The organism is Sorangium sp. So ce128 (genome assembly GCF_051525245.1).
Taxonomy (GTDB): Bacteria; Myxococcota_A; Polyangia; order Polyangiales; family Polyangiaceae; genus Sorangium; species Sorangium cellulosum_B.
Map to the genome: position 1 here is coordinate 5,159,599 of NZ_CP150313.1, position 13,227 is coordinate 5,172,825.

Annotated in this window: 9 protein-coding genes; 5 read left to right on the forward strand and 4 right to left on the reverse strand. The window is 71.2% G+C overall.

What is annotated here, in order from left to right; genetic code table 11:
- Positions 1–64 precede the first annotated feature (64 nt).
- Positions 65–1,684 (forward strand): SEL1-like repeat protein, encoded by a 1,620-nt coding sequence (locus WME82_RS19635; protein ID WP_438044090.1) that lies wholly within the window; start codon positions 65–67, stop codon positions 1,682–1,684.
- Here WME82_RS19635 and WME82_RS19640 read toward each other — a convergent pair.
- On the reverse strand, positions 1,681–4,950 hold the full coding sequence (locus WME82_RS19640) for a UvrD-helicase domain-containing protein (protein WP_438044091.1): 3,270 nt from the start codon (positions 4,948–4,950) through the stop codon (positions 1,681–1,683). The two genes, WME82_RS19635 and WME82_RS19640, sit on opposite strands and share 4 nt — an antisense overlap.
- Before the next feature lie 477 nt (positions 4,951–5,427).
- A complete protein-coding gene (locus tag WME82_RS19645) occupies positions 5,428–6,561 on the reverse strand; it encodes a hypothetical protein (RefSeq protein WP_438044092.1) in 1,134 nt (377 codons plus the stop codon).
- Positions 6,562–7,254: 693 nt separating this feature from the next.
- Between WME82_RS19645 and WME82_RS19650 the strand changes: the two genes are divergently transcribed.
- The 4 genes from WME82_RS19650 to WME82_RS19665 all read left to right on the forward strand — a co-directional run bounded on the left by WME82_RS19650 (position 7,255) and on the right by WME82_RS19665 (position 11,090).
- On the forward strand, positions 7,255–8,706 hold the full coding sequence (locus tag WME82_RS19650) for a DEAD/DEAH box helicase (RefSeq protein WP_438044910.1): 1,452 nt from the start codon (positions 7,255–7,257) through the stop codon (positions 8,704–8,706).
- Positions 8,707–8,984: 278 nt separating this feature from the next.
- Positions 8,985–10,004 (forward strand): M23 family metallopeptidase, encoded by a 1,020-nt coding sequence (locus WME82_RS19655; protein WP_438044093.1) that lies wholly within the window; start codon positions 8,985–8,987, stop codon positions 10,002–10,004.
- A gap of 270 nt (positions 10,005–10,274) precedes the next feature.
- The gene (locus WME82_RS19660) at positions 10,275–10,676 is read left to right on the forward strand and encodes an SPW repeat domain-containing protein (RefSeq protein ID WP_437872961.1); all 402 of its coding nucleotides are present in this window, start codon (positions 10,275–10,277) and stop codon (positions 10,674–10,676) included.
- Between the two features lie 96 nt (positions 10,677–10,772).
- Entirely contained in the window at positions 10,773–11,090 is a 318-nt protein-coding gene (locus WME82_RS19665; RefSeq protein ID WP_438044094.1) for a hypothetical protein, read from the forward strand.
- Positions 11,091–11,336: 246 nt separating this feature from the next.
- Here the strand turns inward: WME82_RS19665 and WME82_RS19670 are convergent, their stop codons facing one another.
- Both WME82_RS19670 and WME82_RS19675 read right to left on the reverse strand, forming a co-directional pair.
- A complete protein-coding gene (locus WME82_RS19670; protein WP_438044095.1) occupies positions 11,337–11,702 on the reverse strand; it encodes a hypothetical protein in 366 nt (121 codons plus the stop codon).
- Between the two features lie 131 nt (positions 11,703–11,833).
- On the reverse strand, positions 11,834–13,090 hold the full coding sequence (locus WME82_RS19675) for a dicarboxylate/amino acid:cation symporter (RefSeq protein ID WP_438044096.1): 1,257 nt from the start codon (positions 13,088–13,090) through the stop codon (positions 11,834–11,836).
- Positions 13,091–13,227 lie beyond the last annotated feature (137 nt).

Here is a 13,227-nt window from a genome sequence, read left to right on the forward strand (position 1 = left end):
GAGCTACTCCTTCGCTGGCGTGACCCGGGCAGAAAAAGTAATACAATTAACAAACCCTGCGGAGATGCAGGCGAACGTCCCCTTCGGGGCCCCGGCGCTGAGCACCGCGATCGAGGGCGGCGGCTCGGCCGCGATCGACGTGGCGCTCGTGCCTACGGGGAAGATGGCGACCACGGTGGCCTCCTCCTCCGCGCAGGATCTCTCGGGCAGCTGCGAGGGCGCGACGCACTTCGTGCGCGCCGCGCTCCTCGGGGCGTTCGCGATGGCGCCGGGCAGCCGGGGCACGGCGCGGACGGTGGATCAGGTCTTCGCGGCGATCGGGGCGGCTGCGACGGCGGGCCAGGGCGGCACCACGAGCAAGGAAGGGGAGATCGACGCCTGCCGGGCCGCGAAGCCCGACGCGCAGGCGCCGACGGAGCGCTGCCATGCGCCGCTGCGCCTGGAGCTCGTCCCGCTGCTCGCGAAGAGGGCGGCGGCGGCCGAGGCTCCGGTGAAGCAGGGGGAAGACGAGTTCCCGAAGCTGTCGAGCCTGTGCCCGCTCGGGACGGTGCCGAGCGGGGCGAAGTGCTCCCCGCCTGCGCTCGCGCCCGCGCACCTGTGCGAGCCCACCGACGCCCGATCCTGCGCGGCGGAGTGCGGGAAGGGCGATGTCGGCAGCTGCTATCACCTCGGGATTCAGTACCTGGGCGGCAAGGATTTCCCGCGCGATGACGCGAGGGCGGCGGAGCTGTTCGAGAAGGCGTGCGGCGCCGGCGTCACGCAGGCCTGCTACGCGAGGGCGAAGCAGCTCCTGCGCGACATGAAGAGCGCCAAGGTCCCCCCGGACGCCGCGGGGCGGGCCAAGGTGCGAGAGTTCGCCGACAAGGCGTGCGAGATGGGCGACGGCTGGGCGTGCTTCAGCGTGGCCGAGTGGTACCTCAGCGAAGGCCCGCAGGCGGTCCTCCCGAAGGACCCGACGCGCGCGGTCGCGTTCCTCCGGCGCGGCTGCGATCTCGGGCACGGGCCGAGCTGCAGCGCGCTGGGCAAGATGCTGGTCGAGGGGAAGCTCGCGGCGAAGGACGTGGGGGTCGCCGTGGGCGTGCTCCAGCGCGCGTGCCAGGGCGGCCAGTCCGAGGACTGCGTCGATCTCGGCGACATCCTGCGCAAGGGGCAGGGCGCGCCGAAGGACGGGGTGAAGGCGATCGCGGCGTACAGCCACGGTTGCAGCCTGGGGGACATGCGCGCCTGCAACGCCGCCGGCTCGGTCTACGCGCAGGGCGACGGCGTTCCGAAGGACGTCGCGAAGGCGTATTCGTTCTTCGAGAAGGGCTGTCCGGAGAAGGGGTTCGGGGCCGAGGCGTGCTTGAGCCTCGCCGGGATGTACGAGAAGGGGAACGGCATTCCGAAGGACATGCCGCGCGCCGCGGCGCTCTACGAGAAGGTGTGCGGCACCGGCGGCTGCGTGCGGGCCGCCGAGATCTGGCAGCGCGGCGAAGGCGTGACCGCCGATCCGGAGCGGGCCTACTCGCTCTACGAGAGGGCCTGCACGCAGTGGGGAGAGAAGAAGGCGTGTGACGCGTTCGGGCCGCTCCTGGAGCGCAAGGACAAGGAGCGGGCTCGGACCTTCTACGCAGACCAGTGCATGCGGACGCAGGACAAGGCGGCGTGCGCGGCCCAGAAGCGGCTCGGCGGCGCGCCGCGCTAAAATAGCTTCATCTGACGATCGGCCCCGGCGCGTGAGCCCCTCTGCGCCTCGGGCGACGGGCCGGTCCGAAGGAGCAGCCGCTCCTCCACCTCGCGTATGAACGGCGACACCTCGGTCTCAACCACCTTGCCGTGCCGCGCGCGCTGCGTGGACCGGGTCAGGAACAACCGCTCTCGCGCCCGCGTCATGCCCACATAAAAGAGCCGGCGCTCCTCGGCGACGTCCGTCTCGTCCCTTCCGGAGAACCGGAGCGGGAGCAGGCCGTCCTCGCACCCCACGAGGAAGACCACCCGGAACTCGAGGCCCTTGGCCGCGTGGAGCGTCAGCAGCGAGATGCGGTCGGCCCGCGGATCCCACGCGTCGATCTCGGAGCACACCGCGAGCTCGATCAAGAAGCGATCGACGTCGCCGCCGCAGCGCTCCGCGAGCGCGAGGTGCAGCTCCAGCGCCGCGTCCACGTCGGCCTCGCCGAGGACCGCCGCGCACGCCGCGCCCTCCTCGGCCGCGCCCGCCGCGGGCGGAGCGCCGGCGAGCCCGGGCTGCGCCACCTCCTCGCGGAGGCGCGCCGCGGCCGCCTTGAGGCGCGCCGCGAGCGGCCCCGGCGGTGCGCCGGCGAGCGCCCGCGCGAGCGCCTCCGAGCCCGCGCGCTCGGCGAGGCGGCGATCCGAGCGCCGCTGGAAAGGCATCCCCGAGCGGGCGAACGCCTCCCGGAGCCGCTCGGACTGCGCCTCGGTCCGGTAGAGCACCGCGAAATCCGAGAAGGAATAGTCGCCGCTCCCGGCAGGATCGCTCACCCGCCCGCTATCCATCGAGAAGAACGTGGACCCTCCGAGCATCCGCTCGATCGTGTGGACCACGCGCTCGGCTTCGGCGGCTTCCGTCGGCGACTCGTGGACCGCCACGAGCTCCACGCCGCCCGCGCTGGGCAGGAGCTCCCGCGCGCCGAGCGTCGGTGAGGGCGCGATCACCTGGAGCGCCGCCTCGACGATGGGGCGCGACGAGCGGTAGTTCCGCTTCAAGCGCACCACGCGCGCCGCCGGGAAATCTTGCTGGAAACGGAAGAAGAAGCCCACGTCCGCGCCGCGGAATCCGTAGATCGCCTGATCGGGATCGCCGATGGCGCAGACGTTCCCGCCGGGAGCGACGAGCGCGCGTATCAGCCGGTACTGGCGCTCATCGATGTCCTGGTACTCGTCGATGGAGAGATACCGGGCCCGCTCGCGCGCCGCGGCGAGCGCTCCGCTCTGCTGCTCCAGGAGCAGGACGGCGTGCCCGATCAGGTCGTCGAGGTCGAGGAGCCCGCGCGCGGCGAGCTCGTCCTCGTACACCTTCCACGCGCGATCGACGTGGCGGTCGATCTCGCCGCCCGCGGCCGGCGGCCCGTGCGCGTCGGCGTGGCGCGGGCAGCGCCGCTTCAGCGCGGCGATGTCGACGAGCAACCTGGCCGCCCGGCGGTCCGGGACGCCGAGCGCCGCGGCGAGCAGCGCCGTCCGCTCGCGCTCGCCGGCGATCGCGGGCGGCGCGGCCCCCGCGCCCTGGGCGTGCTCGCGGAGCAGGGAGAGGCCGAGCGCGTGGAAGGTCATGGCGGGCACGCGGCCGCCGGCCTCGCCGAGCAGCGCGCCGAGCCGCTCCCGCAGCTCGTCGGCGGCGCGGCGGGTGAAGGTGATCGCGAGGCACTGCTCCGGCGGCACCCCGAGATCGAGGACGAGGTGCGCGATCCGGTGCGTGAGCGTGCGGGTCTTGCCTGTGCCTGGCCCCGCGAGGAGGAGCAGCGCGCCGTCCGTGATCTCCGCCGCGGCCCGCTGCTCCGGGTCGAGCGCGTCGAGCGGCGCTGCGCCGCCCGGCGCAGGCGGCGCGCCGCGGGACACCTCGCCGGCCGGCGCCGGGCGAGGCGCCGCGTCGGCCCGGCCGCGGCGCGGAGGGGGGCGCGACGCCGCGGGAGCGCGCGCCCCCGAGGGAGGCGGCTGCGGCGCCGCGGCCTCCGGCTGGAAGAGGAGCCCGCCCCCGCGGCGCTGCGCGAGCTCCTCCGGCTGGAAGACCCGGATCGCGCCGTACTCGCCGTCGTAGCCCGCGTCGCGGATCACGCGCCCTTCGCGCATCCGCGCGATCGCCTCGGCGAGCAGGGGCGTGCCGGCGCGCTCGATCTCGTCGAGCGGCGCGTCGCCGAGGAGGAACAGCTCGGGGCCGATGCGCGACAGCACCCCGTCGTAGCTCCGCTGCACCGCCTTGCTGGAGGCGCCCACGCCGTGGAGCTCGGCCAGCACCTCGGGCAGCGGCACCAGGTTGCGGAACTCGCTCGCCCCCTCGGGGCGCACGCCCTCGTCGCGATCGGCGAGCTCCTCGACCCGGTGCAGCACGCCCACCGTGACCGGGTGCCCGCACACGGGGCAGGCGAGGGAGAGCGCCCGCGTCTCCGCCGGCGAGAGCACGACATTGCACTTGCGGTGGCCGTCGAGGTGGTATTTGCCCTCTTCCGGGAAGAACTCCACCGTGCCCCCGAAGCCCTGACCGGTCTCCAGGGCGCGCCGGATCGCAAAGTAATCGAGCGGGGCGTCGAAGGCCGTGGCCTCGCGCCCGAGCTTCGCGGGCGAGTGCGCGTCCGAGCTCGAGACGAGCCGGTACCGATCGAGCCCGGAGATCCGCCAGTTCATCGCAGGATCGGACGAGAGCCCGGTCTCGAGCGCGAAGATGTGCGGCGCGAGATCGCCGTAACACTCCTCGACCGCGTCGAAGCCCGCCTTGGAGCCCAGCACCGAGAACCAGGGAGTCCAGATGTGCGCTGGCACGAGGTAGGAGCCCTCGCCGGCCTCCAGCACGATCTCGAGCAGGTGGCGCGAATCGAGCCCGAGGATGGGGCGCCCGTCGGAGGTCAGGTTGCCGATCTTGGCGAGCGCGCGGACGATGCGCTCCGCCGCGTCGAAGCTGGGCGCGTAGAGGAGGTGATGGATCTTCCGCGTCCGATCTCCCTTCTTGTAGATCGTCGAGATCTCCACGGAGAGGACGAAGCGCGTCGCTCCGCGGCAGGCCCCGGGGAGCCGCTCCGAGACCGCGCGGCCGAGATCGTCCCGCAGGCGGAAGAGCCCGGGCTCGGCGGGCACGAGGTGCTCGCGGAGCTCGGCCATCCACGCTGGATGGGTGAAGTCCCCCGTGCCCAGCACCGCGATGCCCTTGCGCTGAGCCCAGTAGCTCAGATGCGCGAGATCGCAATCGCTGCTCGTCGCGCGGGAGTACTTCGAGTGCACATGGAGGTCTGCATAGAAACGCATGGTGTTCCGCCGTGAGGTGTCGTTTTACCTATCGAGTTACCTATCGAGCTCCCTCGCGCTGTCAATCGCGGATACCAGCAGCCTTGATGAAATCTGGTTGGAAATTGAGGGGGGCTGACCGCAATGCGTCGCGATGCGTGAGAGTCCTTGTCCTGTGGCAAAAGATGCTCGCTCGATGCAATGCGGTTCGCCGGGCTCGCCCGTGTGGCAAAAGGTGCTCGCTCGATGCAATGCGGTTCGACGGGCTCACCTGGACGACACGTTCATGCCGTGAGGGCCGACCGCGCCGCACGAGGCCGCACGGCGAGGCGAGGGCCGGCCGGCGCGCACCCCGGCGCCGGCATCCGCCGCGCCGGGCGCAGCGGCCGGGCTGGCAGGCGTTTGCGAGCCTTCGACAGCGGCTCGACCCGGGCCTACACGCGCGGGCGCGAGCCCCGGTCCGGAGGGGACCGCCGGCCGCTGCGAGGTATCACGAGGTCACGGGGTCGCGGTCGAGGGCGCCGGGGTCTTGCGGGTCAGGTAGAAGAAATCGCGCAGGGAGCGCTTGCGGATGTACTCGTCTTCCGAGAACTCGAAGCCGCTCGCCAGCGCGACCGGCGCGAGGGCGCCGCCCTCACCCGGCTCGTAGAGGAGGAACTTCGGGTACGACCAGTTCACGTCGAGCTGCGCCACCGCCGAGGCGCCGGCGTGCTGCATCCCGAGCGCGATGGCGGGCGCCGTCGTGTGATTGCTGATCCCGACGTAGAGGACCTTCCCGTCGCGGTCGAGCCCCACCGCGGAGCGGCGGATCACCGTGTTGCCGTCCAGCGTGGCGCCCCAGTTGCGGACCTGCGGCGCGCGGAGCAGCGGGTGCAGCTCGCCCTCGTCGACCATGCAGCTCGGCGTCTGCCGCCACCACTGCATGTCGCTCTCTCCCGCCGAAAGCCTGGTCCATGGCGCGATCTGCAGCCGCCCGTCGCGGCGCCGCGCGAGCGTGCAGCCCTGGTCCCGGGGGCGCACCAGCGTCACGCCGTCGACCCGCATCCCCCACTGGCCGTGCTCGGTCATGAAGCCGCCGTTGAACGCCGCGAGCAGCCCCCCGTGGTCCGCCTCCGGGATCTTCGCGGGCCGCTCGTAGGGCTTGCCCTCCTCGGTCGTCGCCGCCGGCTCGCGGGAGCCGGCCATGAGGTGCACATCGACCCGCGCGAGATCCACCGCCACGATGAACAGCTCCGCCCAGGAGCGGTTCGGATCCGGGTGGAGCAGCGTCTTGTGGAGGCGCGGCGCGTCGCTCGGATGGGCGTGATCCGCGATGGGCACCCACCGCCCGTCGCCGGGAGCCGACCAGGCCGCGTGCGAGGGGCCGACGTCCGTCGGCCGGAACGCCGCCGCGCCGGTGCCGCCCGCGGCCGAGCCCGGCGTCGCGGCCGAAGGCGGCGATGCGGTCGCGGCAGGGCCCGGCTGCTCGGGCACCTCCCAGTACGTCTTCGGCGGCTCGTCCTTGCGCCAGAGCTGGTGGACGCGATCCTCCAGGGCGTAGGCGGTCTCCTCGAGCGCCGTCACGTTCTCGGCCCCGAACACCGAACGCAGCCCGTTCGCGACGAGCGGGCCCATCCATGGAATGCGGTGCACCGCGATCCATAACCCGGCCCCGGAGAGCATCGGGACCGCGACGGCACCGAGAACCCAGCGCCGAAGCCGGGATCGGGGCAACCGAAGGACAGGGCGCTCCGGAGCGGAGTGCCCTACCTGAGCCGGCGTTTTCGAGGCTTCGGCGGTTTCGGCCATGGCGTGGTGCGCTGCTTCGAAAGGGCGGAAAGACGCTGGAGGTCGCGGGCGACGCGGGGCGACCTGCGAGCGCGAGCGCACGAGAAGCGGGCCCTCCGCTCGGGCGACGGTCTAGCATGGTGCGCCGCGCGCGGAGGCCGCTCCGCGCACCGCGAGCGAAGCGACGCGATCGCGGCTCCGGCGGCAGCGCAACGGGCGTTGACAAGCGAGATCGGGCCAAGGCAAGCCCGGAACCGGAACCGGAACCGGAACCGGAAGCAAAGCAAGGTGAGCAAAGCGTGACGGCTCGCTGCTGGCTCGCGGTCGCGGCTCGACTTCCTCACCACGCCGTACTAGAGTCGCCGCCTCGGACTGACCTGGCACGGGTCGCGGTGCTCGGTCGCTGTCATTGGTCCTCGCAAGCCTCCGCTCAAGGGGGCGCGAGGCGGCAGCTCTCCGTGATCGAACCCTCTCCACAAGGAGGGCGCGGTGCCGCGGCGTACTTTCCGCCCTTGCTCAGGAGGGGCTGTGCTCCAGCCCGATTCCAGCCCGATGTCCATGCAATTTGCCGATCTCAAGCTCATCGAACCGCTTCTCCGCGCCATCGAGGCCGAGGGGTACAGCGCCCCGACGCCCATCCAGCAGCAGGCCATCCCGCCCATCCTAGAGGGCAACGACCTCCTCGGTTGCGCGCAGACCGGCACGGGCAAGACCGCCGCGTTCGCGCTGCCGATCCTGCAGCGCCTCGCGCAGAGCGGCGGGCCCAGGCAGGGCGGGCTCCGCGTGCTCGTGCTCACCCCGACGCGCGAGCTCGCGGCGCAGGTCGCCGAGAGCTTCTCCACGTACGGCAAGAACCTCGGCCTGCGGACCGCTGTCGTCTTCGGCGGGGTGGGGCAGCGCCCCCAGATGGAGGCGCTGCGCCGCGGCGTCGACGTCCTCGTGGCGACGCCGGGCCGGCTGCTCGATCTCTGCTCGCAGGGCCTCGCCCCGTTCGGTCGGCTCGACACGCTCGTCCTCGACGAGGCCGATCGGATGCTGGACATGGGGTTCATCCACGACATCCGGCGCGTGCTCGCGATGCTGCCCGAGCGCCGGCAGACGCTCCTGTTCTCGGCGACGATGCCGCCGGACATCCTGAAGCTCGCGAACAGCATCCTGCGCAGCCCGGTGCGCGTCGAGGTCGCGCGGATCGCCACGACGGCCGAGAACATCGACCAGCGGGTGGTCTTCGTCGAGCGGTCCGACAAGCGCGCGATGCTGGAGCACGTGCTCAAGGATCCCGCGCTCCGCCGGGCGATCGTGTTCACCCGCACCAAGCACGGCGCCAACCGCGTGGTCCAGCAGCTCAGCCGTGCGCGCATCGAGGCGGTCGCCATCCACGGGAACAAGTCCCAGGGCGCGCGCGAGCGTGCGCTCGCGAGCTTCAAGCAGGGGACGACGAGCGTGCTCGTCGCGACCGACATCGCGGCGCGCGGCATCGACATCGACGACATCTCGCACGTGATCAACTACGACCTCCCGAACATCCCGGAGAGCTACGTGCACCGCATCGGCCGCACGGCGCGCGCCGGGGCGTCCGGGGTGGCGCTCTCGTTCTGCGACAGCGAGGAGCGCGCTTATCTCGCCGACATCGAGCGCCTCATCCAGAAGCGCCTCCCCCTCCTCGCCGACCCCGGGGTTCCCGCCTTCCAGATCGATCCCAGGCCCGCACCGCAGGCGCAGGGGCAAGCTCGCCCGCAGGCGCAGGGCCGGCCGCAGGGACAGGGCCGTCCACACCCCCAGGGGCAAGCTCGCCCGCAGGCGCAGGGCCGGCCGCAGGGACAGGGCCGTCCACACCCCCAGGGGCAAGCTCGCCCGCAGGCGCAGGGCCGGCCGCAGGGGCAAGCTCGCCCGCAGGGACAGGGCCGCCCACACCCCCAGGGGCACGCTCGGCCGCAGGCGCCCCCCGCGCAGGCGCAGCCCCCGGCGCGGCCGCAGCCGCGGCACGACACCCCTCGCGTCGATAACTGATCCTCACCGCGCTGCCCGCCACGCCCGATCCGTCACGCCGCGCATCGCCTGATGCGCGCGGCGTCGCGAGCCCGGTGCTCGTTGGCGCTCGTCGCGCGCCAACGAGGGGGGAGGGCGCCGCGCCGAGGCGCGCAGGTCGTCCGCGAGGCGCACAGGTCGTTTGCGAGACGCACAGGTCGTCTATGAGGCGCACAGGTCGTTTGCGACCGGACCATGCCTGAATGACGCGCTTCGACATTATCTCGTCGATGTGCGGAAACTCTGGCACGATCGCCGCTATGCGCGTCCCCGTCATCGTTGTAAGCCTGCTCACGATCGCTGCCTGCGATCGCGGTGCTCCTTCTTCGAGCTCGTCCACCACGGGCGCTCAAGCCTCCGCCGATCCGGCGCCGATTGCCTCCGCCGCGCCGGTCGCCTCCGCGAGCAGCGCGCCGGCCGAGGCGCCCGACGCCAGCGCCGCTCCCGCGGCGGCCGACACCGCCGATGCCGCGGCGCCCGCGCCGAGCGCGGCGGCCGACGCCGGGCCGCCCGTGGCCGACGACAGCCGCCTCTCGGTGGAAGGGCGCGCCGTCCAGGGAGGGCTCCTGCGCGCCAAGCTGAACGGCAAGCTGCGCCGCATGGCGTTCCCCGGCCATCGCGTGACCGTCAGCGACGAAGGGGAGTTCCTGATCGCCTTCTCGCGCAACGCGCCAGCGCAGGAGAAGCTGACCATCACGTTCGACGACGGGCAGGTGCTCGAGAAGATCTTCGACGTGGAGCCTCGCAAGTTCGAGGTCGACAAGGTCGACCACCTGCCGGAGAACATGGTCAAGCTCGACATGGCGACGCGCGTGAAGCTCACGCAGGCCGAGAAGAAGCTCGACGCGCTCCGGAACAAGTACACGAAGAGGAACTGCTACAAGAACGGCTTCATCTGGCCGTCCAAGGGCCCCATCACCTCGCGCTACGGCCAGCCGCGCCTGCTCAACGGCACGGACGGCGGGATCCACTGGGGCGTGGACATCGCGGTGCCCGTCGGTACGCCGGTGCGCGCTCCTGCCTGCGGCAAGGTCGTGCTCGTCGAGAAGGACCTCCCGCTGAGCGGTCACACCGTGATCATCGATCACGGGCAGGGACTGACCTCCACGTTCATCCATCTGCACGGCTTCGCCGTGAAGGTGAACGACGAGGTCAAGCAGGGGCAAGTCATCGCGACCGTCGGGATGACCGGCCGCACGAACGGACCGCACCTCGACTGGCGCATGAATCTCTTCGAGACACGCGTCGATCCAGAGCTCCTGGTCTCCGCCGCGAAGTGACGCACGGCGGGGCAATGTGCCACACGAAGAGCGTTCGTGGTTGAGCTCCCCCGGGCGGAAATGTGGCTCGGGTTCGGCCGTCGAAGCGCCCGGCGCCTCCAGGCGCACGCCCGCTGATCTTCCTTTCCTGGCCGATGGATGATCGAATGGCCGCCGAGGTCGCCGGGAGGACAAGCTCTCTCCCGCGAGCCTCTGGGCGGCATACCCCTTGCAAATTTCCGGACCGACGAAGGCAATCAATCCGGACATCGATTTTGCAAGGAGTCGGTCATGAAGATGCTGTCGCCTCGAGCTCATGGCTTTGTGGACTATGCGGTCGCGGCCCTGTTCCTGCTGGCCCCTTCGCTGTTCGGCTTCGGCGGGCTCCCCGAGACGCTCTGCTACATCCTGGGCGCCGCCCATCTCGCGATGACGCTGCTCACCGCGTTCCCGCTGGGCGCCGCGAAGCTCATCCCGTTCCCTGTCCACGGAGCGATCGAGGCCACGGTCGCCGTGCTCCTCGTCGCGGCGCCGTGGCTGTTCGGCTTCGATGAGGAGCCCGCGGCGAGGAGCTTCTATCTCGTGTCGGGCGTGGCCGTCGGCCTGGTCTGGCTCGCGACGGACTACCGTTCTTCCTACGCCACGACGACAGCCAGCGCTCGTTACCGGCCGGAGCACCGGTCGTTCTCCTGAGGGGCGTGCGCGTGCGCCTCGCGATCGGCGGGGCGGTCGGGGTGGTGGATCGCGCGGATTTGCGGCAAGCTCATGCGTGGCGGGAGGACAGACGCCGTGAGCGACCTGAAGAAGCCGGATCCCATGAGCCTGCGGGTGGGTGACTTCCTCGTGAAGGTGGTGCCCGTCGGTGAGACGAGCGACGCCCTCGATACCGAGGCGAACCGCGAGCGGGCGCAGCGGGCCGAGGAGGACCAGCGGGCGGCCCAGCTCGGCGCGAGCGGCGAGCGGGCAGGGGAGGCCGCCCAGCAGGCAGCGGAGGCAGCCGTGGACGAGGCGATCGAGGAGGCGCGAGCGCGCTTGAAGAGCGCCGGTGAGGACGTGCCGATCTTGCTATGCGATCCGGTGACCGGAGCGACGTTCACGCTCGAGTGACGGAGGGCGGCACCGTCCACCGGCTCCCCGTTTCCGCGCACACCTCGACCGCGACGGAACAGCCTTCCGGCGCCTGTTCTCCGAGACTCCCATCCTGAGCGCGCCCGCCTCACGGGCCCTGTTTCGGCCAGGGCGGCGGCGACGGCTGCCGTTATCGTGGATGTTCCTCTGCTTGGCTTGGCCGTCCATCCGCTCCGTCCCAATCCCTGTCCGCTCCCGTGGAGGAAAACACGGCGCTCCAAGTCTTCAACATTGCTCCGATCCGGTCACGGAGTTACTCCATTTTCCGCAACGACTGACCCAGGGGAGAGCCATGATGAACATGCCCATGAGCCCGATGCCGATGATGCCGATGATGGGCGGCATGATGCCGAACATGATGAGCATGATGCCGATGATGGGCGGCATGATGCCGAACATGATGGGCATGATGCCGAGCATGATGGGCGGCATGATGCCGAACATGATGGGCATGATGCCGATGATGGGCAGCATGATGCCGAACATGATGGGCATGATGCCGATGATGGGCGGCATGATGCCGAACATGATGGGCATGATGATGCCCGCGATGATGATGCCGAACATGATGGGCATGATGATGCCCGGCATGAAGATGGCGGCCTGAACCCAGGAACGTCGGCGAGCGGCTCAGCCCCGACGGTCGGGAGCGGGCGCTCGAGACCTGCGGGGCGCGACGCCTCCGCTTCGAGGCGTCGCGCGTGGGCGCTCGCCCCGTCCAGTCACGCGCCGGCTGCTTCCTGCGGCTTCGGGTGCTGATCCCGCGATACGAACACCGCCGCTGCCAGGTCCCCCACCACGTTGATCACCGTCCGGCACATGTCGAGGAACCGATCCACCCCGAGGACCAGACCGAGCCCCTCGGGCGGGATGCCGAGCATCCCAAGGATCATCGCGATGACGGGCAGCGAGCCGGCTGGAATCCCCGCCGTGCCGATCCCTCCGAGCACCGAGATGAGCATCACGGTCGCCTGCTGCCCGAAGCTCAGCGAGACGCCGTAGACCTGGGCCAGGAAGAGCACGGTCACCCCCTCGAACAGCGCCGTCCCGTTCTGGTTCATCGCGGCGCCGGCGGTCAGCACGAAGCGCGCCACGGACGGCGGCAGCTTCAGCTCCTCCTCGGCCACCTTCAGCGCGGTCGGCAGCGTCGCGTTCGACGAGGCGGTCGAGAACGCCGTCACGATCGCCGTCCGGCTCCCGCGAAAGAACGCGACCGGCGACATCCCGCCAAGGAAACGGACCGAGAGCGAATAGACAACGAACATGTGCAGGCCGAGGCCGAGCAGCACGGTGAGCACGTACGCCGCCAGCTGCTGCATGATGCCGATGCCCATGCGGGACGTGATCGTGAAGAGCAGCGCGCCCACGCCGATCGCCGCGAACCGGAGCACCCCCTCGATGAGCCGCATCGAGACGTCGAGCAGCCCCTGGATGCACTCGCGGAGCCGCGCCGCCCCATCGGTCTGCGTGAGCGACAGGGCGATGCCGAAGAGCAGCGAGAACGTGATCACCGCGAGCACGTCGCCCCCTGCCGCCGCCTTGAAGATGTTGTCCGGCACCATCGCGATGATCATCCCCACCGGCGAGGTGTCGGCCGGCGCGGTCGCCGCCTTGATCCCCCCGCCGCGCGCGAGGCTCCGGACCGCCTCGGGCAGGCCGTCGCCCGGGCGGATCAGGTTCACCAGGACGAGGCCGATCAGCACCGCGATGCTCGAGACGACGGCCGTGTAGCCCAGCGTCCGCAGGCCGAGCCGACCGACGTGCTTCAGATCGAGCTCGCAGACGCCCATCACGAGCGCCGAGAACAGGATCGGGAGCACGAGCATGAACAGCAGGCGCAGGAAGATCTGGCCCACCGGGTAGGTGATGTGATCGACGATCCAGGTGAGCGCCGGGTGCCCTGCCGCGACAGCGTTCGCCGTGAGACCGCCCGCTGCCCCGACCGCGACGCCGAGCAGCATCGTTCGATGCGATGACATGGCGCCACCTTACACAAGCCGCGGCGCCGCGATCCGCGGAGTTGACGCCACGCCCCCGGGCCCTCCACGGCCGACGGGGCGTCCTGCGGCCACAGATCGACCTCCGCACGCGCCGTTCGCGGGCCAAGGGCCGCCTG